At 65.8% G+C, this 22,974-nt stretch carries 17 protein-coding genes; 4 read left to right on the top strand and 13 right to left on the bottom strand.

The genetic code is table 11. The annotated features are described in order from the left end of the window. Positions 1-2: 2 nt before the first annotated feature. Positions 3-1,439 carry a phospholipase D-like domain-containing protein gene (locus tag JO391_RS01020; RefSeq protein WP_220662366.1) on the bottom strand — a complete coding sequence of 479 codons (1,437 nt, stop codon included), beginning with the start codon at positions 1,437-1,439 and terminating at the stop codon, positions 3-5. A 190-nt stretch (positions 1,440-1,629) separates the two neighbouring features. On the opposite strand from JO391_RS01020, the gene JO391_RS01025 reads away from it, so the two are divergent. Together JO391_RS01025 and JO391_RS01030 are read left to right on the top strand one after the other, a co-directional pair. After that, complete coding sequence (locus JO391_RS01025) at positions 1,630-2,232, top strand: LolA family protein (RefSeq protein ID WP_220664392.1); 603 nt, start codon at positions 1,630-1,632, stop codon at positions 2,230-2,232. Positions 2,233-2,316: 84 nt separating this feature from the next. After that, positions 2,317-2,910, top strand: coding sequence for a FecR domain-containing protein (locus JO391_RS01030; RefSeq protein ID WP_220662367.1), 594 nt, complete (start codon positions 2,317-2,319; stop codon positions 2,908-2,910). Here JO391_RS01030 and JO391_RS01035 read toward each other — a convergent pair. Together JO391_RS01035 and JO391_RS01040 are read right to left on the bottom strand one after the other, a co-directional pair. After that, positions 2,907-4,784, bottom strand: a complete 1,878-nt coding sequence (locus JO391_RS01035) for an adenylate/guanylate cyclase domain-containing protein (RefSeq protein ID WP_220662368.1) — start codon at positions 4,782-4,784, stop codon at positions 2,907-2,909. The two genes, JO391_RS01030 and JO391_RS01035, sit on opposite strands and share 4 nt — an antisense overlap. Next, positions 4,774-5,487: a Crp/Fnr family transcriptional regulator gene (locus tag JO391_RS01040; RefSeq protein WP_259444781.1), complete on the bottom strand. Its 714-nt coding sequence runs from the start codon at positions 5,485-5,487 to the stop codon at positions 4,774-4,776. The genes JO391_RS01035 and JO391_RS01040 overlap by 11 nt, the downstream gene beginning before the upstream one ends. Before the next feature lie 157 nt (positions 5,488-5,644). Between JO391_RS01040 and JO391_RS01045 the strand changes: the two genes are divergently transcribed. Further along, positions 5,645-7,528: a calcium-binding protein gene (locus JO391_RS01045; RefSeq protein ID WP_220662369.1), complete on the top strand. Its 1,884-nt coding sequence runs from the start codon at positions 5,645-5,647 to the stop codon at positions 7,526-7,528. A 68-nt stretch (positions 7,529-7,596) separates the two neighbouring features. Here the strand turns inward: JO391_RS01045 and xrtE are convergent, their stop codons facing one another. The 10 genes from xrtE to secE all read right to left on the bottom strand — a co-directional run bounded on the left by xrtE (position 7,597) and on the right by secE (position 22,438). Further along, a complete protein-coding gene (gene xrtE, locus JO391_RS01050) occupies positions 7,597-9,171 on the bottom strand; it encodes an exosortase E/protease, VPEID-CTERM system (protein ID WP_220662370.1) in 1,575 nt (524 codons plus the stop codon). Between the two features lie 66 nt (positions 9,172-9,237). Next, positions 9,238-10,155 (bottom strand): DMT family transporter, encoded by a 918-nt coding sequence (locus JO391_RS01055; RefSeq protein WP_220662371.1) that lies wholly within the window; start codon positions 10,153-10,155, stop codon positions 9,238-9,240. 168 nt (positions 10,156-10,323) lie between these two features. Next, the gene (rpoC, locus tag JO391_RS01060; RefSeq protein WP_220662372.1) at positions 10,324-14,568 is read right to left on the bottom strand and encodes a DNA-directed RNA polymerase subunit beta'; all 4,245 of its coding nucleotides are present in this window, start codon (positions 14,566-14,568) and stop codon (positions 10,324-10,326) included. 110 nt (positions 14,569-14,678) lie between these two features. Continuing rightward, on the bottom strand, positions 14,679-18,812 hold the full coding sequence (rpoB, locus tag JO391_RS01065) for a DNA-directed RNA polymerase subunit beta (protein WP_220662373.1): 4,134 nt from the start codon (positions 18,810-18,812) through the stop codon (positions 14,679-14,681). 240 nt (positions 18,813-19,052) lie between these two features. Then, positions 19,053-19,433, bottom strand: a complete 381-nt coding sequence (gene rplL, locus JO391_RS01070) for a 50S ribosomal protein L7/L12 (protein WP_220662374.1) — start codon at positions 19,431-19,433, stop codon at positions 19,053-19,055. Between the two features lie 69 nt (positions 19,434-19,502). Further along, entirely contained in the window at positions 19,503-20,018 is a 516-nt protein-coding gene (gene rplJ, locus JO391_RS01075) for a 50S ribosomal protein L10 (RefSeq protein WP_220662375.1), read from the bottom strand. A gap of 257 nt (positions 20,019-20,275) precedes the next feature. Then, positions 20,276-20,974, bottom strand: a complete 699-nt coding sequence (gene rplA / locus JO391_RS01080) for a 50S ribosomal protein L1 (RefSeq protein ID WP_220662376.1) — start codon at positions 20,972-20,974, stop codon at positions 20,276-20,278. 3 nt (positions 20,975-20,977) lie between these two features. Beyond that, positions 20,978-21,430 carry a 50S ribosomal protein L11 gene (gene rplK / locus JO391_RS01085; RefSeq protein ID WP_220662377.1) on the bottom strand — a complete coding sequence of 151 codons (453 nt, stop codon included), beginning with the start codon at positions 21,428-21,430 and terminating at the stop codon, positions 20,978-20,980. A 92-nt stretch (positions 21,431-21,522) separates the two neighbouring features. Next, positions 21,523-22,056, bottom strand: a complete 534-nt coding sequence (gene nusG, locus JO391_RS01090; RefSeq protein ID WP_220662378.1) for a transcription termination/antitermination protein NusG — start codon at positions 22,054-22,056, stop codon at positions 21,523-21,525. 178 nt (positions 22,057-22,234) lie between these two features. Next, complete coding sequence (secE, locus tag JO391_RS01095; RefSeq protein WP_220662379.1) at positions 22,235-22,438, bottom strand: preprotein translocase subunit SecE; 204 nt, start codon at positions 22,436-22,438, stop codon at positions 22,235-22,237. A 232-nt stretch (positions 22,439-22,670) separates the two neighbouring features. On the opposite strand from secE, the gene JO391_RS01100 reads away from it, so the two are divergent. Beyond that, the gene (locus JO391_RS01100; RefSeq protein WP_259444928.1) at positions 22,671-22,964 is read left to right on the top strand and encodes an ArsR/SmtB family transcription factor; all 294 of its coding nucleotides are present in this window, start codon (positions 22,671-22,673) and stop codon (positions 22,962-22,964) included. Positions 22,965-22,974 lie beyond the last annotated feature (10 nt).

Here is a 22,974-nt window from a genome sequence, read left to right on the forward strand (position 1 = left end):
AGTCAAAGCTGGGATTCCAGCGGAAGCCGGCCCATGAACCAGGACAGCGCCCGGCGGGCCGGGGAGACGCCTGGGTCGCGGCGATGCGGGGTGCCGCTGGTGCCATGCCAGAGGATGCGGTCCCTGTCATCGAGATGGAGCGCGTGGCTGATGCCGGGTGCGGTTTCGGCGGCGAAGATGTGCTGGATCCCGGCGACAAGGCCGGGTTCGGTGAAGAGAACGCCCATTTCGGTATTGAGCGAGGCCGAGCGAGGATCGAAGTTCAGCGATCCGACAAAGCCGGTCTGGCCGTCGATGATGAAGGCCTTGGTGTGCAGGCTGGCATTGGTGCGGCCGCGCAGCGACAGGCGGCGCAGGCGGGCGATGGCGCGCAGTTCGTAGAGCCGGATGCCGGCCCGCAAGAGCGGTTTGCGATAGCGGGCATAGGCACCATGCACCGCCGCGACATCGGTGGCAGAAAGAGAATTGGTGAGGACGCTGATCTGGATGCCCCTTTCGGCGAGGTCGGACAGACGGCGGGTGCCGTTCTGACCCGGAACGAAATAGGGCGAGATGATCGCGATGCGGTCGCGGGCGGCTTCGAGTTGCGGCAGTAGCCTGGCCATCAGCCAGTTCTGCCCCTTGCGGCCAAGCGCCTTTTCTGGCGGGTCTGCAACCAGGTGCGCCTCGCTGCACCAGTTGAGGGCGCCTTCGACCGGCGGCCAGGACAGGCTGGGCAGGCGGTCGAGGTAGCTTTGCGCCTCGGCGCTGGCCGCGAAGCTGCGCAGGGCATTCAGGATCGGCCTGCGGCGGATCGGGTTCAGGGGCGGGCGCACCGGATGCGTGGGCTCGCTTGTCCAGAAATCCTGGAACAGCGCCCCGGCCTCGGCCACGACGGGGCCGAGAGCGATGAGATCGAGGTCGTGGAAGTTGGAGGCCCGCGAGGCGCCGAAATAGGCATCGCCTATGTTGCGGCCGCCCAGGACGGCGGCCTCGCCATCGGCTATCCAGGCCTTGTTGTGCATCCGCCGGGTCATGGAGAACAGGCGCAGGCCCAGTTCGAGGCCACGGCGCAGGCTGCCCTTGGGCGCGCGGGTGGGGTTGAACAGCCGGACCGAGATGTTGGGATGGCCGTCAAGCGCCTGAAGCAGCCGGTCCAGGCTGGTGAAGCCGATGTCATCGAGGAGGAGGCGCACCTTCACCCCGCGGTCGGCGGCGGCCAGCACCTCGCCCAGAAGGAGGCGGCCTGTGAGGTCTTCTTCCCAGATATAGTACATCAGGTCGAGGCTGTGGCGGGCTTGGCGCGCGAGACTTCGGCGCGCGGCGAAGGCGGCCGTGTCGGAGGAGATGAGCGCCATGCCCGTGGACCCCGGATGCGCGGCGCAGAGCCGGGCGATGGCATCGGGGGATTCTGGAACGGGCTTTTCGGAGGCCCCGGTTTCCGGGTCTAGCGCGTGCATGGCAGGGCGGGCGCGGGGGGACGGGAGTGTGGCCGTTCGGCGATCATCGGCGGGGCCCCTGCGGCGTTGTGCGCCGCGGAGTCTTGCAGCGGTCGGCATGGATGACAAGGGTGGAGCGCGGGTGGCGGCTCTCGGCCTGTTGAGCGCGGGCGGGGTCGCGCCGGGGGGCGGGCTGGCCTATATTGCGGCCATGCGCCTGACCCGTCTGCTTCTTGCCCCCGCCCTTCTGGTTGCCCTGGCCTTGCCGGCCGCGGCCGAGAAGATTCCGCTTTCGACCCTGTCGGCCTATCTGAACGGGCTGACCACGTTGGAAACCGATTTCACCCAGATCAATGCCGATGGCACGATTTCGACCGGGACGCTTTCGATCCGGCGTCCGGGGCGGGCGCGGTTCGAATATGCGCCGCCCGACAAGAGCCTGGTGATTGCCGGGGGCGGCCAGGTGGCGATCTTTGACCCGAAATCGAACCAGCCGCCGGAGCAATACCCGCTGCCACGCACGCCGCTGAGCCTGATCCTGGCGGCCAAAGTGGATTTGGGGCAGGCCCGCATGGTGGTGGGCCATACCGAGGTGGAGAACACGACCCGTGTACGGGCACAGGATCCGGCGCATCCGGAATATGGCCAGATCGAACTGGTGTTCACGGCCGACCCGGTGGAGCTGCGCCAATGGGTGATCACCGATGACGCGGGAAACCAGACCACGGTGATCCTGGGCGAGCTGAAGAAGGGCGGGGCCATGCGGCCGAGCCTGTTCGACATCACTGCCGAGACGAAAAAGCGCGGGTTGTAGAGGCGGCTGGCGGGGGCTTGCGCGAGGCTCGCCTCGCGGGCCGTTTCGCGGTATCGTCGGCGCGATTGCGCACCGGAGATTTCCATGCCGCCGATTTCCAGACGGATGATCCTGGGCACGGGGCTTTTGGCCAGCCTGCCTCTGCCGCTTCATGCCGGCACTGATGCCGGGCGGGTCGAGCGGGCCGAGGGGCGAGCCTGGGCCGACCCGGACCGGAGGCTGACGGCGGATGCGCCGGTCTACATCGGCGACCATGTGGCGACGGCGCAGGAGTCTCGCCTGGCGATGCTGCTGGCCGGGACGACGCGCATCCTGATGGGGCCGCAGACCGATCTGGTGATCGACCGCTTTACCGCCGAGGCAGGGGGCGAACTTGTGCTGGGGTCGGGCGCGATGCTGTTCGACCGGCCCGAGGATGCGCCGAGGACACCGGTGGAGGTGCAGTCGGTCTTTGGCGTGATCGCGGTGCGCGGGACGCGGTTCTTTGCGGGGCCGAGCAAGGATGTCTTCGGCATCTTCGTCGAGCGCGGCACGGTGCAGGTGACCGGGGGCGGCGTGACGGTCGCGGTGGGCGCGGGGCTGGGCACCAACATCGCCGCGCCGGGGGCGCCGCCGACCGAGCCCGCGCCCTGGGGGCAGGCCCGGATTGACGCGGCGCTGGCTTTGGTGGGCGCCTAGGGCGCGGGCGCGTGGATCGCGACGGGGCCGAAGCCTTTCAGCGGGAGTTGGCCGAGGTTCTCCCACGGTTCTGATGGCAGGGCGGCGCAGAGCCCTGGGCCTGCGAGGATGGGGCGGTCCAGGTCCTTGCAGGCCTGTTCCAGACGGGCGGCGAGGTTGATGGCGGGGCCATGGGCCGTGTAGTCGAGCTTTTGACCCTGGCCGACATCGCCCACGACGGCGGGGCCTGTCTCGATCCCGATGCGGGTGCGGCCGAGGCCCGCGTTCTGCGGGTCGGCGGCGAAGGCGGTGCCGAAGGCGCTGATGGCGCGGGCGCAGTCGAGCGCCTTTTGCGGGTGGCCGGGCAAGTCGAGCGGGGCGTTGAACAGCACATGCGCTGCGTCGCCCACGTACTTGTCGATCATGCCGCCGTGGCGGTGGACCAGTGTGGAGAGGCCATCGAAGTAGCGGTCGAGGATGGCGATCAGCCGGTCGGGCGGCAGCGCGGCGGTCTTCGCCGTGAAGCCTTCCAGATCGGTGAACAGGGCCGTGACCTCGCGCAGCTCGCCAGGCAGACGGACGAGTCCGGGCGCGGCGGCGAGGCGGGCGACGACGGCGGGGGCGAGGTGGCGTTCGAACCGTTCGCGCAAGCGGGCGGCGCGGCGGCGGGCCTGGATGATGCCGCCGGCGATGGCCGCGAGGCCGGTGACAAGCACGGTCAGGGCCGGGGCGACGGGGTCGAGGGCGAAGCCGCGCAGGAGGAAGAGCGACAGGGCCAGGGTGCTGGCCGCAAAGGTCGCGGCGAGGGTGGCAAGGAGGGCCGGTGCCATCGGCAGTGTCAGGGCTGCAGTCAGGACGGCGGCGGCGAGAGTGAGGGCGAGGCCTGCCTCGGCCAGGCCGGCCCAGGCGGGCCGCAGCAGGGGCTGGCCGGAGGCGAGCGTTTCGACCGCATCGGCCTGGACCTGCACTGAAGGCGCGACGGGGGTGGCAGCGGTCGGGCGGAAGAGGGCGAATTCGGGGGCGGTGAGGCCCACGAGCACGGTCTTGCCCTGCAGGAGTGCGGGATCGTCCAGCACTGCGCCCAGGGGCAAGCTGCGTTGCGGCCAGGTCGCCGGATCGGTCGGACGAATGCGGAAATCGGCGGTGGGGCCGAGCGGCATCCTGACCTCTCCCGCCGCGAGAGCGCCGTCGCCGAGGCGGAGCGCTGTTGCACCCTGACGGATCTGCGCGGCGGCGAGGGCGAAGCCTGCCACGGCGGTGTCGCCTGCCATGACGAGCAGCGGCGCGCGGCGGACAATGCCGCCCTGTTCGCCTTTCAGCGAGACGACACCGAGCGTTGCCCTGTCGGCCAGCACCGGGAAGGGTGCTTCCAGCCCCGCCGCGCGCCAGGGATCGACCGGACCGACCGGGCCAGACACCAGCAGGACTGCCGCAGGAACGGGCGACGGCGATGGCAGGTCGGACAGGGACGCTCCCAGGATGGCAGGAACCTCGGCAAGGGCCTGTGACAGCGGGATGTTGCCATCCGGCAGGCGACTTGCCCCGGCCTCGCCCGGCAGGCCGGCGAGGGCACGGGCCAGATGATCCGGCCCGGCACGGTCGGGGCCGGAGAGCACCGGTTCCACGGCCAGGACGGCAGGGCCACCTTCGGCAAGACGCGCGACCACCTGCGCCATACGCGCCCGGGGCCAGGGCCAGGGACCAAAGCGCGCGATGGCCTCGCTGTCGATGGCCACGACGAGGACCTCGCCGGCCGGCGCGGAGGCGGTGAGCGCGAGGGCCTCGTCCAGCGCCGCCTCGCGAAGGGTCTCGCGCGGCTGCGGCAAGAGCGCGAGCGCCCCGGCCAGCGCCAGCCCCGTGAGCCCCCACCTGAGCGGCGCAGGGTCAATCGGCATCGGGTTCGGCCAGCGCCAGAAGCCGGGTGGTATCGCAACGCCAGGTATCGCCGTCGCGCGTGAGCGCGCCTTCGGCGGTCAGCGTCTGGATCACCCGGTTCACCTTTGGCCGGCTGGCACCAAGCACGGCGGCCAGTTCCGACTGGCTGATCTGCAGGCTGAGGCTGGCGACATCCGGCAGACCGTCGCCGTTCAACTGGCGCAGCGTGAACAGAATGAACCGGGCCATGCGCGCCTCGAGCGGGTAGAGCGCGATGGATTCGAGTTGTTCGGTGGTTTCGCGCAGGCGGCGCACGAAATAGCGCGCCATCGAGGGCAGAAGGCGGGGGTGACGGTCGGACAGGCGAGCCAAGTCTGCGGCCAGGATCACAAGGCCCGTGGTGGGCACCAGCGCCACGGCATCGGCCGAGCGCGGTTCGTGATCGAAGACCGCCATTTCGCCAAGCGTGTCGCCCGGCCCCGCGTGGCGCAGGGTCAGCTCCTTCCCGCCCTGGGTGAGCAGGGACAGGCGGACGCGGCCGTCGTCGATGGCAAGAAGCCAGTCACCCGTATCGCCGCGCTGGAAGATCGTCTCGCCCGCCGTCCAGCCGCCGGGGCGCGCAATGGTGCCAAGATCACGCAGTGCAGCGTCATCCAGCGCCTCGAACAGCGGGAAGGACCGCCAGAACGATGCCTTCAAGTGCTGGGCCGGGCTGTTGCCCACAAGCGCCTCCGTGCCGCCGATGGCGCGAGACTGCCCTTGGGTCAGCCGCCACGCAAGGGGGTGTTCCCTGGGGAACAGCGGGCCGGTCGGGTTCGGGCGAAAAGGGTTTCACAGAAGGCGACGGACCTTCCCAAACCCTGAACATGGAGACTTGAAAATGGCATCCCTCATCGAAATCCGCGGCACCCTGGGCAGCGACGCCGAAGTCACCGATGGCACGCTGAACCTTGGCGGCAACCTGATCTCGGGCCTGACCGGCAATGACACGATCTTCGCCTATGCCGGCGACGACACCGTTTCGGGTGGCGACGGCAATGACGTGATCAACGACGAAAGCATCGCCGTGTTCGGGTCTGGCAACGACCTGCTGCTTGGCGAGGACGGCAACGACATCTTCAACGCCGGCGAAGGCGCTGACACGATGAACGGCGGATCGGGCATCGACTCGGTCTCGTACAGCCGGGCAGGCGGCGCGGTGAACATCGACCTGAACCGCACCAGCCAGACCGGCAGCATCGCCCAGGGCGACCGTCTGATCAGCATCGAGAACATCACCGGATCGAACTTCTCGGATGCGCTGCGGGGCGATGCTAATGCCAACCAGATCGCCGGCCTGAACGGCAACGACAACATCCGAGGCGAGGCTGGCAACGACAGCCTGTATGGCGGGTCGGGCAATGACGTGATCGACGGCGGCCTGGGCGATGACCGTGCCTATGGCGGATCGGGCAACGACCAGGTCTCGGGCGGTGAAGGCAATGACAGCCTGTCCGCGTCGGATGGCAACGACATCCTGCGCGGCGGCAACGGCAACGACACGGCCTTCGGCGATGCGGGCAACGACTCGATCCTGGGCGAGGCCGGCGCGGACAGCCTGTTCGGCGGGTCGGGCGACGACACAATGAACGGCGGCACCGAGAACGACGTTCTGAGCGGGTCGGACGGCAACGACGTGCTGGATGGCGGCGACGGCAACGACGCGATTTCGGCCGGTGTGGGCAATGACCGTGTGTTCATCAGCGGGGGCGCCGACACGATTTCGACCGGCGACGGATTTGACACCCTGGACTTTTCGCACATGGGGTCGCGGTTCCAGCTGCCCGGCACGTTCACCGTGATCGACATGAACTCGGGTGCCTTCGGTTCGACGACCTGGGTGGTGGCCGAAGCGGAGCATGTGCTGGGCACGGTCGCTGCCGACCGCATTACCGGCACGACGGGTTCGAACATCCTGGACGGCGGTTTGGGCAGCGACATCCTGAACGGCAACAGCGGGGCGGACTCGCTGATTGGCGGGACGGGTTTCGACACGATGGACGGCGGCAGCGGCGCTGACACGCTGTACGGCGGCGCCGACAACGACAGCATGTTGGGCGGCTTCGACAACGACGTGCTGAACGGCGGGGACGGCAACGACGTGATGGATGGCGGCTTCGGCCAGGACTTCATGAACGGCGACAACGGCAACGACCAGATGTTCGGCGGCCTCGACTCGGACCGGCTGCGGGGTCTGGAAGGCGACGACTCGCTGTTTGGCGGGTCCGGCAATGACACCACGGAAGGCGGAAACGGCAACGACAGCCTGGATGGCGGGTCCTCGGCCGATTTCCTGACCGGCGGCAGCGGGAACGATACCCTGCTTGGCGGGTCGGAGAACGACCAGCTGTTCGGCGAGATCGGCAACGACCGGATGATCGGCGGGACCGGGGCCGACCAGATGACCGGTGGTCTGGGGGCGGATACCTTCGTCTTCACCTCGACCGCGGACTCGCTGAACCAGATCGGCGGGAACGATGTGATCCTGGACTTCTCGGTGGTGGACGATCTGCTGGACTTCTCGGCCATCGACGCGAACACCGCGCTGGCCGGCGACCAGGCCTTCCAGCTGGTGCTGTCGGGGGTCGGAGCGGGGGCGATGTCCTTCGTGCAGCGGAACGGCGCGACCTTTGTGGAAGGTCACACCAACAGCGACGGGATCGCCGACATCGTGGTGCAGATCAACGGACTGGTGAACCTGACGCTGAACGACTTCATCCTGTGATCTCTGTCCCCTCAGACCTCAGGATGGCCCCCCGGACATGGTCCGGGGGGCGCTGTGCCTTGCGGGGGTCAGATCAGCGTCCAGTCCGACCGGGCGAGTGCGACAAGGGCGATGAGGGCGTTGGCTGTCATGTGGGCCTGGATGGCATCGGTCACCCGCCCGCGCCGCAGCGCCAGGAGGCCAAACACCAGGCCGGCGGCGGCGGCGGCAAACCAGCGGCCGTGCAGCAGGGCGAAGGTGGCGCTGGTGATCCCGAGCGCCAGCCAGCGGCGCCAGGGGGCGGGGCCATCGAGGCGGGAGAGGAGGTAGCCGCGGAAGAAGAGTTCCTCGACCACCGGCACAAGGACAGCGGTGCCAAGCAGGCGGAAGGCGACCCAAAGGGCGAAGCCCAGGCTGCCGAGGGTGGCGAGGCTGTCGTTCAGGGTGCCGGTTGCGGGCGGGGCGAAGATCACCCAGGCCGCGCCCACCACCCCGCCGAGGGCAAGCGACAGGGGATCGGGCGACAGAGGCAGTTGCCGCAGGGCGGGCCAGACGAACCAGAGCGCTGCGATGAGGACGAACGCCACCAGCGGATAGCCGAGCGCCGGCTCGATCAGGAAGGTCGAGGTCAGGATGCCGGCCAGCATCATGGCGATGAAGGGCAGGATCTGGGCTGCCACCGGATCGCGGCGCATGGGCAGGCCAGGACGTGCGATGGCGTTGGTGCGATGCAGCCAGGGGGTCGCCTGCACCACGGCGATGACGGCGAGCGTCAGGAGCGTAAAGAGGAACCAGCCGGCATAGGAGTGGAAGCCGTTGACCGCCAGGTCGGGCGAGACACGTGCCCCGATCCAGACCAGCGCCGTGATGCGCAGGACGTTGAGGATCCAGCTGGCCAGCAGGCCAAGCGGCAGGACGACGAGCCAGTAGCGCGGGAAGCGCAGGTCGGCGCGGAAGAGGTAGCCGTAGAGCGCGACGAAGGCGGTGATGAGGGCAAAGCCCTCGACGCCGGAACAGGGCTGGCCGATGCGCACGACAATGCCGCCAAGCGCGCTGTTGATGCCGATCTGGTAGAGCGCGGGATCGGAATAGACCTCGTCGCTGATGAGGTTCAACAGGTGTTCGACGGCGGCGAAGGTGATGCTGGAGAGCGCCGTCCAGTCCCACAGCGGCCGAACCGTCTCGGCCAGGTCTGGCAGGATGGCGGCGAGCACAAGGACGAGGGCGACGGAATAGCGGTTGTGGGCGATCAGGTGGTGCCAGGCAGAGCCAGGGGCCACCCAGGCGAGGCCGCCGACCATGGCCAGGGCTGCGCCAGCCAGCCAGTAGGGCAGGGCAGAGGCGAAATGGGCGCCAAGCTCCGGGCCCCAGCCTCGCAGGATCGGAATGAACATCAGCACGAGGCCGACGAAATGCAGCAGGGCAGGCCAGGTGCGGCGGGGAGCTGCCGCGACCTCGGCGAGGAAACGACGCAGGGCATCGGGCCAGGCGACAGCGATCAGGCCGCTGGCGGCAAGGACTACGATGGCACGTCCCATCAGGCTGCGCAGGAGGGTGCAACCGGCGGACCAGCCCGTCTGCTGACATTCGATGCTGGCGAAGAACTGGTAAGCGATGGCCAGGACGGCCAGTTCAACTAGGAAAAGCCCGGCAAGCAGGAACACACGGGACTGTCCGGTCCCGGAGACATCTCTCCTGCCCTGATCCATCGCGTTCCTCATGCCTCGGACCTAGCGGCCTGCCCGGGCACCCTTCAGGCGGGATTCGGGCGGAACCGCGGCAATCCGACCCTGCCGTCCCCCATGATACAGCGTGAAGAGCCCGGTCGCCACGACGATGCCCGCCCCGATGAGGGTGAGGTGATCCGGGAAGGTGCCAAACAGCATCCAGCCAAGCAGCAACGCCCAGATAAGCGCCGTATAACGGAAGGGCGCTATGGCGGCGATGCTGCCGACGCGCATCATCTTGACCACTGACAGATACCCGATCACCAGGAAGACGGCGGCACCGACGACCAGCGCCATTTCGTGCAGATTGACCGGCTGCCATCCGCGCACAAGCGTCACGCCAAGGCCGGTCAGCGCCACGGCCGCCGCTGCGAACACGGCCACGATGACAGACGGAAGGGATGCGGGCATCGCGCGGGTCGACAGGTCGCGCACCACGACGCAGGCCACGGAGGCCAGACCCATCACCGCCCAGATGTCGAACCCCGCCGTGCCGGGCCGGATGATGAGGAGCACCCCGCCCATGCCGACAAGGATAGCCACCAACTGAGCCGGGCTGACCCGTTCGCGGAAGAACACCGCCGCGGCCAGCGTGACCGCCAGCGGCATGGACTGCATGATGGCCGACAGGTTGGCCAGCGGCATCTGGGTGAGCGCGCCAAGGAAGAACACCGTTCCGCCGATCTCGGCCAGAGTGCGTAGCGAGAGCGAGGCAAGCGCCTTGCCCCTCGGCAGCATCAGCGCCCCGGTGACAACCGCGAGTGTTGCGAGCGCAGCGGTAGAAAAGGCCCCGCGCAGGGCGATGGCCTGGAACAGGGGGAGCGTCTCGGACACCGCCTTCATGCAGGTGTCGTTCAGCGTGAAAGCCAGCATCGCGATGTTCATGTAGATCGCGCCGCGGGTGTTGTCGGACATCGGCATTTCGGTCTCTCCCGAGGGAAAGGGCTATCAGCGCCGGTGGGGAAGGACCAGAGGCCGGGAAACAGGAAGCGGGTGGCTGATGTTGTGTTCGCGCCGCCAAGGGGGCGGGGCAAATGAAAACCCCCGCCGGTCTGGGCGGGGGTTTTCCTCTTTCAGGTCAGCCGAGGATCAGAGATCGCGGCTTTCGACGGTGTCCACGAGACCCGAGTCCGTATCGAACTCCATCACCTCGTCCATCGGGGCGGCCAGCGCAGCGGCGGTTTCCGCCTCTTGCCGGCGCGCCTCGATCACGTGGTGATCGCGATCCGAGGCAATCTTCTTCACGCGGCTGGTCGCCCCGCCGGTACCCGCCGGGATAAGGCGGCCGACGATGACGTTTTCCTTCAGGCCCACCAGCTTGTCGCGCTTGCCTTGAACCGACGCCTCGGTCAGCACGCGGGTAGTTTCCTGGAAGGAGGCCGCCGAGATGAAGCTGCGGGTCTGCAGCGACGCCTTGGTGATGCCCAGAAGCACCGGCTCGGCCTTCGCCTCGCGCATCCCGCGGGCGCGGGCCTTGGCGTTTTCCTCGTCCAGTTCGATCTTCTCGACCTGTTCGCCCTTCAGCAAGGTGGTGTCCCCGCTGTCGAGGATTTCCAGCTTCTGCAGCATCTGCCGGACGATGACTTCGATGTGCTTGTCGTTGATCTTCACGCCCTGCAGGCGATAGACGTCCTGCACTTCGTCGATCATGTAGTTGGCAAGCGCCTCGATCCCCATGATCCGCAGGATGTCGTGCGGAGCCGGGTTGCCATCCATGATGTAGTCGCCCTTCTGGACGAAGTCGCCTTCCTGGACAGGAATGTGCTTGCCCTTGGGGATCATGTATTCGACGGCCTGCAGCGTCTCATCGACCGGCTCCACGGTGATGCGGCGCTTGTTCTTGTAGTCCTTGCCGAAGCGGACGTAGCCGTCCATTTCCGCGATGATCGCGTGATCCTTCGGGCGACGGGCTTCGAACAGTTCCGCCACGCGGGGAAGACCCCCGGTGATGTCCTTGGTCTTGGCACCTTCGCGCGGGATACGCGCCACCACGTCGCCGGGGCGGATGTCCTGTCCGTCTTCGACGGAGAGGATCGCGTCCACCGACATCGGATAGGTGATCGGGTTGCCATTGTCGCCACGCACGGGCTCGCCCGTAGCGGGGTCCATGACGATCACTTCCGGCTTCAGGTCGCCGCCCTTGGGCGCCGAGCGCCAGTCGGAGACGATCTTCTGCGTCATGCCGGTGGCTTCATCGGTCTCTTCGCGCACCGAGAGGCCCGAGATGAGGTCCTTGAACCGCGCGACCCCCGCCTTTTCGGCGATGATCGGCAGGGTGTAGGGGTCCCATTCGAACAGCTTGGTGCCACGCTTGACCGCCTGGCCTTCCTTGACCAGCACCTTGGCGCCGTAGGTCAGCTTGTGGACGGCGCGGTCATTGCCCGATTCATCCACGATGGCGATCGACATGTTCCGGCCGATCACGATCTGCTCGCCATTGACGTTGGACAACAGGTTCGCGTTGCGGAACTCGATCTTGCCTTCCTGGCTGGCTTCCAGGAACGACTGCTGGCCGCCTTGGGCAATGCCGCCGATGTGGAAGGTGCGCATGGTCAGCTGCGTGCCCGGCTCGCCGATGGACTGGGCGGCGATGATGCCGACCGCTTCCCCGATATTGACGAGCGTGCCGCGGGCCAGGTCACGACCATAGCACATGGCGCAGACGCCTTCTTCGGCCTCGCAGGTCAGCGGGCTGCGGATGCGCGCGGACTGTACGCCGTGCGTGTGCACGAGGTCGGCCCTGCGTTCGTCGACCACTTCGCCGCGGGCGACGATGACCTCATCCGAACCCGGAACGAGGATGTCATCCGCCGCAACGCGACCAAGGATGCGCTCGGCCAGGGTCTGGACGACTTCGCCGTCGTTGACCGCGGGTTCGGCCGTGATGGCACGATCAGTGCCGCAGTCATGCACGCGGATGATGCAGTCCTGCGCCACGTCCACCAGGCGGCGGGTCAGGTAGCCGGAGTTCGCCGTCTTCAACGCAGTGTCCGCGAGGCCCTTCCGGGCGCCGTGGGTCGAGTTGAAGTACTCAAGAACGGTCAGACCTTCCTTGAAGTTCGAGATGATCGGCGTCTCGATGATCTCGCCCGAGGGCTTGGCCATCAGGCCGCGCATCCCGCCAAGCTGCTTCATCTGGGCGGGCGAACCCCGCGCGCCCGAGTGGGACATCATGTAGACCGAGTTCGGCTCCTTCTCGGCGCCGGCATCGTCGTACCGGACCGCAGAGATTTCGGCCATCATCTCGCCCGCCACCTTGTCCGAGCACTTGGACCAGGCGTCGACGACCTTGTTGTACTTTTCGCCCTGGGTGATCAGGCCGTCCATGTACTGCTGCTCGAACTCCTTCACCTGGTCGCGGACCTCATTCACGATGGTCCACTTGGTGTCGGGGATGAGCATGTCGTCCTTGCCGAACGAGATGCCGGCGCGGAAAGCCTCGCGGAAGCCCAGGCCCATGATCTGGTCGCAGAAGATCACCGATTCCTTCTGGCCGCAGTAGCGGTAGACTGTGTCGATGACGGTCTGCACGTCCTTCTTGCGAAGAAGGCGGTTGACCAGTTCGAAGGGCGCCTTGGCGTTCAGCGGCAGGAGGTTGCCAAGCCGCAGGCGGCCGGGCGTGGTGTCGAAGCGCTTCCAGACGATGTTGCCTTCGTCGTCGACCTGGCGCAGGCGGGCCTTGATGCGGGCGTGCAGGTGCACGGCCCCGGCGGCCAGCGCATGTTCGACTTCGTCGATATCGGCAAAGGCCATGCCTTCGCCGACCATGCCCTTGCGTTCCATGGTCACGTAGTAAAGGCCAAGAACCATGTCCTGCGACGGCACGATGATCGGCGCGCCGTTGGCGGGCGACAGCACGTTGTTCGTGGACATCATCAGGACGCGGGCCTCCAGCTGCGCTTCCAGCGACAGCGGAACGTGCACGGCCATCTGGTCGCCGTCGAAGTCGGCGTTGAAGGCCGAGCAGACGAGCGGGTGCAGCTGGATCGCCTTGCCTTCGATCAGGATCGGCTCGAAGGCCTGGATGCCCAGACGGTGCAGAGTCGGCGCGCGGTTCAGAAGGACCGGGTGTTCGCGGATGACTTCATCCAGGATGTCCCAGACCTCGGGGCGTTCCTTTTCCACCAGCTTCTTGGCCTGCTTCACGGTCGAGGACAGGCCCTTGGCTTCCAGCCGCGAGTAGATGAACGGCTTGAACAGTTCCAGCGCCATCTTCTTCGGCAGGCCGCACTGGTGCAGCTTCAGTTCCGGCCCGGTCACGATGACCGAACGGCCCGAGAAGTCGACCCGCTTGCCCAGCAGGTTCTGGCGGAACCGGCCCTGCTTGCCCTTCAGCATGTCGGACAGCGACTTCAGCGGACGCTTGTTGGTGCCCGTGATGACGCGACCGCGGCGGCCGTTGTCGAACAGCGCGTCGACGGCTTCCTGCAGCATGCGCTTTTCGTTGCGCACTATGATATCGGGCGCGCGGAGTTCGATCAGCCGCTTCAGGCGGTTGTTGCGGTTGATGACGCGGCGGTACAGGTCGTTCAGGTCGGAGGTCGCAAAGCGGCCGCCGTCCAGGGGGACCAACGGACGCAGTTCCGGTGGGATCACCGGAAGAACGGTCAGCACCATCCACTCCGGGCGGTTGCCGGATTCCAGGAACGACTCGACGATCTTCAGCCGCTTGATGATCTTCTTCGGCTTCAGCTCGCCAGTGGCTTCCTTCAGCTCTTCACGCAGCTGTTCGGCGGTGGCGTCGAGGTCGATCGCCGCCAGCATCTCGCGGATCGCTTCCGCGCCGATGTTCGCGGTGAAGGCATCGGCGCCGTATTGGTCCTGCGCGTCGAGGAATTCCTCTTCGGTCATCAGCTGCTGATAGGTCAGGTCGGTCAGACCCGGCTCGATGACGACGTATTTCTCGAAATACAGGATCGACTCGAGGTCACGCAGCGTCATGTCCAGCATCAGGCCGATGCGCGAGGGCAGCGACTTGAGGAACCAGATATGGGCGACGGGCGCGGCCAGTTCGATGTGGCCCATGCGTTCGCGGCGCACCTTCTGCAGCGTGACTTCCACGCCGCATTTCTCGCAGACGACGCCGCGATACTTCATGCGCTTGTATTTGCCGCAGAGGCATTCGTAGTCCTTGATCGGCCCGAAGATACGGGCGCAGAACAGGCCGTCGCGCTCGGGCTTGAAGGTCCGGTAGTTGATGGTTTCCGGCTTCTTGATCTCGCCATAGGACCACGACAGGATCCGCTCGGGCGAAGCCAGCGAGATCTTGATCTCGTCAAAGGTCTTGACGGGCGCAACCGGGTTGAACGGGTTGTTGGTCAGTTCCTGGTTCATTTCATAACCTTATGAATGTCGGCGGCGGGGGGGAAGTGGTGCGTGAAATCACGCACCCTACGGAGTCGCGGTAGGGTGCGTGCTTGCACGCACCGTTCCGGAAGGCTCCGTCACTCCTCCTCCGCATCCAGGAGTTCCATGTTCAGGCCGAGGCCGCGGACTTCCTTGACGAGCACGTTGAAGCTCTCGGGAACGCCCGCCTCGAAGTTGTCCTCGCCCTTGACGATGCTCTCGTACACCTTGGTCCGGCCGGCCACGTCGTCCGACTTCACGGTCAGCATTTCCTGCAGGGTATAGGCGGCGCCATAGGCTTCCAGAGCCCAGACCTCCATTTCCCCCAGACGCTGGCCGCCGAACTGCGCCTTGCCGCCCAACGGTTGCTGGGTGACGAGCGAGTACGGGCCGGTCGAACGGGCGTGCAGCTTGTCGTCCACCAGGTGGTGGAGTTTCAGCATGTACTTCACGCCCACGGTGACCTTGCGCGCGAACTTCTCGCCGGTGCGGCCGTCGAAGACCTCGGACTGGCCCGACTTGTCGAAGCCCGCCCGCATCAGCGCGTCGTTCACGTCGGCTTCCTTGGCGCCGTCGAAGACCGGGGTCGCGATCGGCACGCCACGGGTGACGAAGCCGGCCTTTTCGACCAGGTCTTCTTCGCCGAGGTCGCCGAAGGCGCCTTCATAGGTCTCGTCGCCATAGGCGAAGCGCATCGCCTCGCGCACCGGGGTCAGGTCACCCGACCGGCGATACTCTTGCAGGGCATCGTCGATCTTCAGGCCCAAGCCGCGCGCGGCCCAGCCCATGTGGGTTTCCAGGATCTGGCCCACGTTCATGCGCGACGGCACACCAAGCGGGTTCAGAACCAGGTCGACCGGGGTGCCGTCGGCCAGGAACGGCATGTCCTCGGCCGGAACGACCTTGGAGATGACGCCCTTGTTGCCGTGACGGCCGGCCATCTTGTCGCCCGGCTGCAGCTTGCGCTTCACCGCGACAAAGACCTTGACCATCTTCATCACGCCCGGAGGCAGATCGTCGCCACGACGCACCTTTTCGACCTTGTCGTCGAACCGGTGATCCAGGGCGCGCTTCTGCGCCTCGAACTGGTCGTGCAGCGCCTCGACTTCCTTGGCCTCGGCTTCTTCGCCCAGGGCGAGCTGCCACCACTGGCCACGGCTGAGGCCCGAAAGCAGGTCCTCGTCGATGGTCGAACCGGCCTTGACGCCCTTCGGCCCCTTGACCGCGACCTTGCCCATGATCAGCGACTTCAGACGCGAGTAGATGTTGCGTTCCAGAATCGCCAGCTCGTCGTCCCGGTCACGGGCCAGACGTTCGACTTCTTCACGCTCGATCTGCAGAGCGCGTTCGTCCTTGTCCACGCCGTGGCGGTTGAAGACCCGCACTTCCACGATGGTACCGTAGGCCCCCGGCGGCAGGCGCAGCGAGGTGTCGCGCACGTCGGACGCCTTTTCGCCGAAGATGGCGCGCAGAAGCTTTTCTTCCGGCGTCATCGGGCTTTCGCCCTTGGGCGTGATCTTGCCCACCAGGATGTCGCCCGGCTGCACCTCGGCGCCGATGTAGACGATGCCAGCCTCGTCGAGGTTGCGCAGCGCTTCTTCACCGACGTTCGGGATGTCGCGGGTGATTTCTTCCGGGCCGAGCTTCGTGTCGCGGGCGGCGACTTCGTATTCCTCGATGTGGATCGAGGTGAAGACGTCATCCTTCAGGATCCGTTCGGAAATCAGGATGGAGTCTTCGTAGTTGTAGCCGTTCCAGGGCATGAAGGCGACGATGACGTTCCGGCCCAGGGCCAGTTCGCCCATGTCGGTGCAGGGGCCGTCGGCCACCACCTCGCCACGGGCCACGCGGTCGCCCACCTTCACCAGCGGGCGCTGGTTGATGCAGGACGACTGGTTCGACCGCTTGAACTTGCGCAGGCGGTAGATGTCCACGCCCGGCTCGCCCGGTTCCAGCATCTCGGTGGCGCGCACGACGATACGGGTCGCGTCCACCTGGTCGATGACGCCGGCACGGCGCGCCATGATCGCGGCGCCCGAGTCGCGGGCCACCACGGCCTCGATCCCGGTGCCGACGAAGGGCGCGTCGGATTGCAGGAGCGGCACCGCCTGGCGCTGCATGTTCGAGCCCATCAGCGCGCGGTTGGCGTCGTCGTTTTCTAGGAACGGAATCAGCGAGGCCGCAACCGAAACAAGCTGCTTCGGCGACACGTCGATCAGGTCGATGGCATCCGGCGGGTTCAGCATGAATTCCCCGGCCTTGCGGCTGGAGATCAGGTCATCGGTGAACTTGCCTTCCGCGCTTTGCGCCGCGTTGGCTTGCGCCACGGTGTGGCGCATTTCCTCGGTCGCCGACATGTAGACCACGTCATCCGTGACCTTGCCGTCGATGACCTTGCGGTACGGGGTCTCGATGAAGCCGTACTTGTTCACGCGGGCAAAGGTCGCCAGCGAGTTGATCAGGCCGATGTTCTGGCCTTCCGGCGTCTCGATCGGGCACATCCGGCCATAGTGGGTCGGGTGAACGTCGCGCACTTCGAAGCCGGCACGCTCGCGGGTCAGACCGCCCGGCCCGAGGGCCGACAGGCGACGCTTGTGCGTCACTTCCGACAGCGGGTTGGTCTGGTCCATGAACTGCGACAGCTGCGAGGAGCCGAAGAACTCACGCACCGCAGCCGCAGCGGGCTTCGCGTTGATCAGGTCCTGCGGCATGATCGTGTCGATTTCGACAGACGACATGCGCTCCTTGATCGCGCGTTCCATGCGCAGCAGGCCGACGCGGTACTGGTTCTCCATCAGCTCACCGACGGACCGGACCCGGCGGTTGCCGAGGTGGTCGATGTCGTCGATTTCGCCCTTGCCATCGCGCAGTTCAGTCAGCGCCTTGATGCAGGCGATGATGTCGTCGCGGTCCAAAGTGCGCTGCGTGTCCGGCTTGGCCAGATCAAGGCGCATGTTCATCTTCACGCGGCCGACCGCAGACAGGTCATACCGCTCCTTGTCGAAGAACAGCGTGTCGAACAGCGCCGAGGCCGCTTCGACTGTCGGCGGTTCGCCGGGGCGCATCACGCGGTAGATGTCCATGAGCGCCGTATCGCGGCCCATGTTCTTGTCCGCCGCCATGGTGTTGCGGATGTAGGGGCCGACGTTGACATTGTCGATGTCCAGCACCGGAATCTCGGTGATGCCCTGGTCCAGGAGCAGCTTGACGGTGCCGCCCTTCGGCTCGCCGTCGCGATCGTAGTCCATCGTCAGTTCGTCGCCGGCTTCGACCCAGATCTCGCCGGTTTCCTCGTTGATGATGTCCTTGGCGACATAGCGGCCGAGGATGTGGTCGAACGGAACCAGAAGTTCGGTGACCTGGCCTTCGTCCTTCCACTTCTTGACCATGCGCGGCGTGGCCTTCTCGCCCGCCTTCAGGATCACTTCGCCAGTGGCCGCATCGACCAGGTCGTAGGACGGACGGGTGCCCGACACGCGGCTCGGGAAGAACCGGGTAACCCAGCCCTTGTTCTTCACATAGCGGAACATGATCGTGTCATAATAGGCATCCATGATGCCTTCCTGATCCATGCCCAAGGCATAGAGCAGCGTCGTCACCGGCAGTTTCCGGCGGCGGTCGATGCGCGCGAAGACGATGTCCTTGGCGTCGAACTCGAAGTCCAACCACGAGCCGCGGTAGGGAATGATCCGGCAGGCGAACAGAAGCTTGCCCGAGGAATGGGTCTTGCCCTTGTCATGGTCGAAGAACACGCCGGGCGAGCGGTGCATCTGGCTGACGATCACACGCTCGGTGCCGTTCACGATGAACGTGCCGTTCTGCGTCATGAGCGGCATGTCGCCCATGTAGACGTCCTGCTCCTTGATGTCCTTCACGGAGCGGGCACCGGTGGTTTCGTCGACATCGAACACGATCAGACGCAGCGTCACCTTCAAGGGCGCCGCATAGGTCAGGTCGCGCTGCATGCACTCGTCGACGTCATACTTCGGCTTCTCGAGTTCGTACTTCACGAACTCCAGCACAGCAGTCTCGTTGAAGTCCTTGATCGGAAAGACCGACTGGAAGGTGCCCTGGATGCCCTCGCCGTCCAGCGGCTTGTCGGCATCGCCGGACCGCAGGAACAGGTCATAGGAGGACTTCTGAACCTCGATGAGGTTCGGCATCTCCAGCACTTCACGGATCTTGCCATAGTAGCGGCGGATACGCTTCTGGCCAACGTAAGCTTGCGCCATGCTCGTCGTCACCTTTTCTCGTGTCGGGGGCGCATACCCGTCGGGTCCCGGGCAGCGCCGCCTGGCGAAGGGGGGCAGGTTCCATTCGTGCTTGCCCCACCCGAGGGGCCGCTCCCGAACCTGCTACCGCACCTGGGAACGGGCTTTCGCAAAAGCCCCTTCCAAGACGCGATTTGGCTGGGGATGGAACGCTCCATCCCCAGCCAGAAACCGTGCTGCGGGCAAGGCCCGCAGGCGCGATTACTTCAGCTCGACCTTGGCGCCAGCCTCTTCGAGCTTCTTCTTCATGGCTTCGGCGTCGGCCTTCGAGGCCTGTTCCTTCACCTTGCCACCGGCCTCGACGAGGTCCTTGGCTTCCTTCAGACCCAGACCGGTGATCGCGCGAACTTCCTTGATCACGTTGATCTTATTGGGGCCGGCGTCGGTCAGGACGACGTCGAACTCGGTCTTTTCTTCTTCAGCCGGGGCGGCAGCGCCACCAGCGGCCGGACCAGCAACCATCACAGCGCCGCCAGCGGCGGGCTCGATGCCATACTTGTCCTTCAGGATGGTCTTCAGTTCCTGAGCCTGCAGCAGGGTCAGGCCAACGATTTCTTCGGCGAGTTTGTTCAGATCAGCCATTTTTCCGTTCCGTTCGTTCAGATGGGTTCCAACGTGCGGGTGTCAACCCGACGCCGACAAGGGATTGCTTCAGGCGGCTTCCCGCTCCTCAAGAGTCTTGAGGATGCCCGCGATGTTTGCAGCAGGCGCGCCAATGGCCCCGGCGATGTTCGACGCGGGCGCACCGATGCAGGACACGATCTGAGCGATGAGCTCTTCACGCGACGGCATGGCGGCCACGGCTTTCACACCGGCCTGGTCCAGAACCGCATTGCCCATGGCGCCGCCAAGGATCACGAACTTGTCGTTCGACTTGGCATAGGCCTCGCAGACCTTCGCCGCAGCGACGGGGTCTTCCGAGAAGGCAAGGACGGTCATGCCCTTGAGGAGGTCACCCATGCCGACGCCGGGCTGTCCTTCAAGAGCGATCTTGGCGAGCTTGTTCTTGGCAACACGGACCGACCCCCCGACTTCGCGCATCTTTGCGCGGAGGGTCTGCATCTGAGCAACTGTCATGCCGGTGTAGTGGGCAACCACTACCACGCCAGAGCTTGCGAAGATCTGGCCGAGTTCCTCGACCACTTTCTCTTTCTGGGCTCTATCCACAGTTACACTCCAAGTTTGGGGGTTTCCCCCCGGCTCTCTTCTGCCGACCGAATGGTCGGCGTTTCGGTCCGCGACGGTTCCGAAACCAAGATCGCCCAAGGGCGACTTCAATCCCGTTCCCCATCTCAGGCAGGATATTAAGGCGTTTGCGCGCCACCGGCCGTCTCGGACAGGACCGGGCTGGGATCTCTCCTTCGCCCGGCCATCCCCGCGTTGCGGCGGGGAATCTCGTCGGGCGGGTCACCCCGCCCGGATCATCAATGCGTCGTGGCCGACGACAGATCCAGGCTCACGCCAGGCCCCATGGTCGAGGACAGCGAGACCTTCTTCAGGTAGGTGCCCTTGGCGCCCGACGGCTTGGCCCGGCTGACGGCATCGACGAAGGCGCGCACGTTCTGTGCGAGCTTTTCATCATCGAACGACACCTTGCCGACGCCGGCGTGGATCACGCCCGCCTTTTCGACCTTGAACTGGACTTCGCCGCCCTTGGCATTCGCCACGGCCGTCTTCACGTCCATCGTCACCGTGCCGACCTTGGGGTTCGGCATCAGGTTGCGCGGGCCGAGGATCTTGCCCAGACGTCCGACCAGCGGCATCATGTCCGGCGTGGCGATGCAACGATCGAACTCGATCTTGCCGGCCTGGATGGATTCCATCAGGTCTTCGGCGCCGACGATATCCGCTCCAGCCGCCTTGGCTTCATCAGCCTTGGCACCACGCGCAAACACGGCGACGCGGACAACCTTGCCGGTGCCGTTCGGCAGCTGGACCACGCCGCGGACCATCTGGTCCGCGTGGCGCGGGTCAACGCCCAGGTTCATGGCGATTTCCAGCGTCTCGTCGAACTTGGCCGACGCGGCGCCCTTGATCAGCTTCACGGCGTCCTCGACCGAGAGGTTCGCCTTGCCTTCGAACTGCGTGCGCGCAGCCTTCGAGCGCTTGCCAACATGTGCCATGGCTTACCCCTTGACCTCGATACCGCAGGACTTGGCCGAGCCGAGGATGATGTTCATCGCCGCCTCGATCGTGTTGGCGTTGAGATCCTTCATTTTCGTTTCGGCGATCTTGCGCACCTGGGCGACGCTGATCGTGCCAGCCACTTCGCGGCCCGGCTTGGTCGAGCCCTTGGCACGGTTGCGCTTGCCCACCGGCGGAAGGCCGGCAGCCTGCTTCACCAGGAACGACGCCGGCGGCGTCTTCAGTTCAAGGCTGAACGACTTGTCCTGGTAGTAGGTGATGATCACCGGGGTCGGGGTGCCGGGCGGCAGGTCGGCGGTCTTCGCGTTGAATTCCTTCACGAAGGCCATTATGTTCAGGCCGCGCTGACCCAGGGCCGGGCCCACGGGCGGCGAAGGGTTGGCTTGCCCCGCCTTAACTTGCAGCTTGAGGCTGCCGATCACTTTCTTGGCCATGTGGCCGCTCCTTCTGTCACTGTCCCGATGGGGACGAGTTTAGCGGTCCGGTCCGAAGGGCATCGCCCCGCTCGCCTCCCGCGCACCACACGTCAGATGTTCTTGGACACCTGCGTGAATTCCAGTTCCACGGGCGTCGGACGCCCGAAGATCGAGACCGAGACCTTCAGGCGGCTGTGCGCCTCGTCCACGTCCTCGACCATTCCGTCGAAGCCCTCGAAGGGCCCGTCGGTGACCTTGACCTTTTCGCCCACATCGAAGCGGATCAGGTTGCGCGGCGCTTCCTGGCCTTCTTCGACCCGGTTCAGGATCGTGTTGACCTCGCCGTCCCGCATCGGCATCGGCTTGCCCTGGGGGCCCAGGAAACCGGTGACGCGGTTGATCGACGAGATCAGGTGGTAGCCGCGGTTCGACATTTCCATGTGAACCAGCACATAGCCGGGCATGAATCGACGTTCCGAGGTCACCTTCTTGCCGCGGCGGACCTCGATCACTTCCTCGGTCGGCACCAGGACCTCGTCGATCTCGTCCTCGAGACCCGCGTCCTTCACCGCCGTCCGGATCTGCTCGGCAACCTTCTTCTCGAAGTTCGAGAGAACGGAAACCGAATACCACCGCTTGGCCATGCGCCCTGAACCCTTCCCTTGCAGGGTTTCCCCCGCGCCTTGTCGGAGATCGGAACAAAAAACAGCGCGCAGGTCCGAATCGCTGCGCGCCCTTGTCCGGTCAACTCGGGGCGGCACATAGCCCCGCTTGATTTCCGTTGCAAGCGGAAACGGCCTATCGCCCTTCCGCAGTCGCGCGTCAGCCGTGGAAGAAGCTCAGGACGAAGGTCAGGCCCCAACGGATGACAATGTCCACCAAGCTGAAGAAAGCCGCCGTCAATGCAGCCATCAGGAAAACCATCAGCGTGGTCAGCAACACTTCGCGGCGAGTCGGCCAGACGACCTTCGCGATTTCACCGCGGGCCTGCTGGAGGAACTGAAAGGGGGTGGTCTTCGTTGCCATTGCTCGGGGGTCCCGTTACCGCGTTGGGGCGAGATACGCGCTTGTTGCGGGAATTTCAAGCGTTGGCACCAAGGCGCGCGGCCTGGCGGCGGGGCCTCGCATTTCCGCGTGCCCATGCTATATATTCATTGTCCGCAGTGTGAGGCGTTCCATGTCCTTCGACAAGCCAATGGCCATCCCCGGCGCGCCGGGTTCGGATGACGATGGTTGCGCGACACTTTCGGCCGATGACATGATGGTGCAGGCCACGGCTGCCGCGGCCTTCCTGAAGGCCCTGTCGCATGAAGGGCGGCTGATGATCTTGTGCCATCTGTCCTCGGGCGAGAAGTCGGTGACCGAGTTGGAGCAGAAGCTGGGCTCGCGCCAGGCTGCCGTCAGCCAGCAGCTGGCGCGGCTGCGGCTGGAGGGTCTGGTCAGTTGCCGCCGCGACGGGAAGGCAATGTACTACTCGATCCAGGATCCGAAGGTGATCCGCATGATCGACCTCGTCTATGACATGTTCTGCCGCGAACCGCGTCTGGCCTGAAGCCGAGGGC

It is taken from the genome of Neotabrizicola shimadae, from assembly GCF_019623905.1.
Lineage (GTDB): Bacteria > Pseudomonadota > Alphaproteobacteria > Rhodobacterales > Rhodobacteraceae > Neotabrizicola > Neotabrizicola shimadae.